Annotated in this window: 3 protein-coding genes; all 3 read right to left on the reverse strand. The window is 40.4% G+C overall.

Annotation, left to right across the window (positions count from 1 at the left end; translation table 11 throughout):
• Positions 1-184: hypothetical protein (locus PKH29_12145; protein ID HNX15589.1), on the reverse strand; the 184-nt coding region annotated here is incomplete at its 3' end.
• 335 nt (positions 185-519) lie between these two features.
• Complete coding sequence (locus PKH29_12150; protein ID HNX15590.1) at positions 520-1,149, reverse strand: hypothetical protein; 630 nt, start codon at positions 1,147-1,149, stop codon at positions 520-522.
• 640 nt (positions 1,150-1,789) lie between these two features.
• The coding region (locus tag PKH29_12155; GenBank protein ID HNX15591.1) for a hypothetical protein at positions 1,790-2,065 on the reverse strand (276 nt) is incomplete at its 5' end.

A 2,065-nucleotide genomic window follows, 5' to 3' on the forward strand; every position in this document is an offset into this window, starting at 1 on the left:
TCGCCGCTTCCTGCTTTGCAGCTTCCTGCTCTGCAGCTTCCTTTTTTTTCTTTTCTTTTTTCTTATCCTTTTCGTCTTGATTTGTTACTTTGTTTTTAACTTTTTTTATCAAACCAGCGTCTGAAGGCAGGTTGAAACAAAATGTAGCCAATAAGATGACCATAAGAACTTTCAACAATCGCATGAATACACACTCCTTGTTTTGTTAGCATGCCATCGATTCAAATTATATTGAAACATGACCCACCGGGTTAAACATATATTAAGCAAGGGAATTTGTCAATAGGCCCACCTGGGCTTAAATACTTTTAGGGAATTTTTCTATGAAATTTTAACTCATCATGATATACGATATACATATCTCTGAATTAGCGGCACTTTGAGTAATTGGACTGAAGAAAGTCGAGATCGTATTGAGGTCAAATGGAATAAGCAGAAGTAAAACAGGCCGGTTAGCAACACACGAATACGAAAAAGGTTATCCGCATATCGGAATAACCTTTTAAGATAGATAAACGTTCACAAGATCGTCATCACTCCGATATCAACCCTGCAATCAGTATAAAGCAGATCAACTTTAGAGTTTCCTGAATACAAAATGCACGCCGATGGACTTGCGGTCAGATAAACCATTTCAGTCATGCGGATATTAGTGCCGGCGGTAACGCCGCCGCCGAACATGTAATCATTATAATCCTTACTATTGTCTCTGCATTTCCCGATTCTCGCCATAGGTCCGACCCAGATATTGAAGTTATCGCGCATCAAAACCTTGAAAGAAAATTTCGCGGTCAGATTCACATCGAAAACGTTATATTTCTGCGTAACTTTATCCGTCGAAATAATCGTCTTCGTCTCATCATTATATTCCTTTCGCGTATACTTTTTAGATATACGACCGAACCCGACTCCGGGAGTCATACGGAAACTGAATCTTTCATTAAACGGGTTGGACTCAAGCACCAACCCTATACCACACAATCCATACTTCGCCGTACCCTTTTTCTCGACTTTGTTATCGGAAAAATACTCCTTGCTTGTTTTATCAATTTCACCGGAACCATAACTGCAATAGGCGGTCGAACCAAGCCCCATCGCATACGAATCCGCACATATTGAGATCAAGATAACCGCGGACATTATTACCACGGAAGCGATCCCCTTAAATCCACCACAATGACTCATTACTCATTATCTCCTGTCTGATTCTGTAATTATTACTACTCCATGACATGTCGGATCATTTCGCAATATGCATAGAGAAACGACCGTATGCGTATAGCGTAAATATCAACCAGTTTTTTTATTCCGGTTAATCGTATTCGATTCACCACATCAGTTAAATCGATCATAATGGCACTATCTGAAAACAATGATAAATTATATCCGCACCGATACGGGACAGATAGGCACAAAACTAATTCCATATAAAATCTATAAAATCATGAAGAAATGCAATCATAACTCATCATGATTCTCAACGCCGGACAATACCGCTTCATACGGCACACATCACTCGACGCATCTCAAACGCAGTCAACCACCGGTAAACAGCCGGTGCGATATCGGACAAACGTCTGAACTTCTTTCACAACCATCACTTTCTACGACGTATCCGTATCAAGAAGTTAGCAGAATGATTTATCACCCTGCAATGCAGGACATGTACGTTTCTGCAACAGCCGTGCGGCCTGCACAGACAGTGATCACCCGCCGAATCAGGTTGAAGCATCTTCGAAACATGACTTTCACAAATATTGTATATGTTATAAGCATCGGAAGCATTGACTCAATCCAGCCTGTACTCCATCACGTTGTACTCGTTAGTCTCCAGATTCATTCTGACAATGACGGGCTTCCCATCACGATATTCCCACGTCTTTATCTCTTCAATTGTTGTTTCAACGATGATTTCATCACTCACATTCTTATACTTTTCATATGATGCAGTATGTATCTTTTTATATTCTTCCAGGATATCTCCGTGCGCATCCCATGTCCCTATATTTCTGGCCTTCCCGTAGATTTGATAATTATCAACGCAAAATGCCACATTTTCATTTGC

This window comes from Oscillospiraceae bacterium (genome assembly GCA_035353335.1).
Lineage (GTDB): Bacteria > Bacillota > Clostridia > Oscillospirales > JAKOTC01 > DAOPZJ01.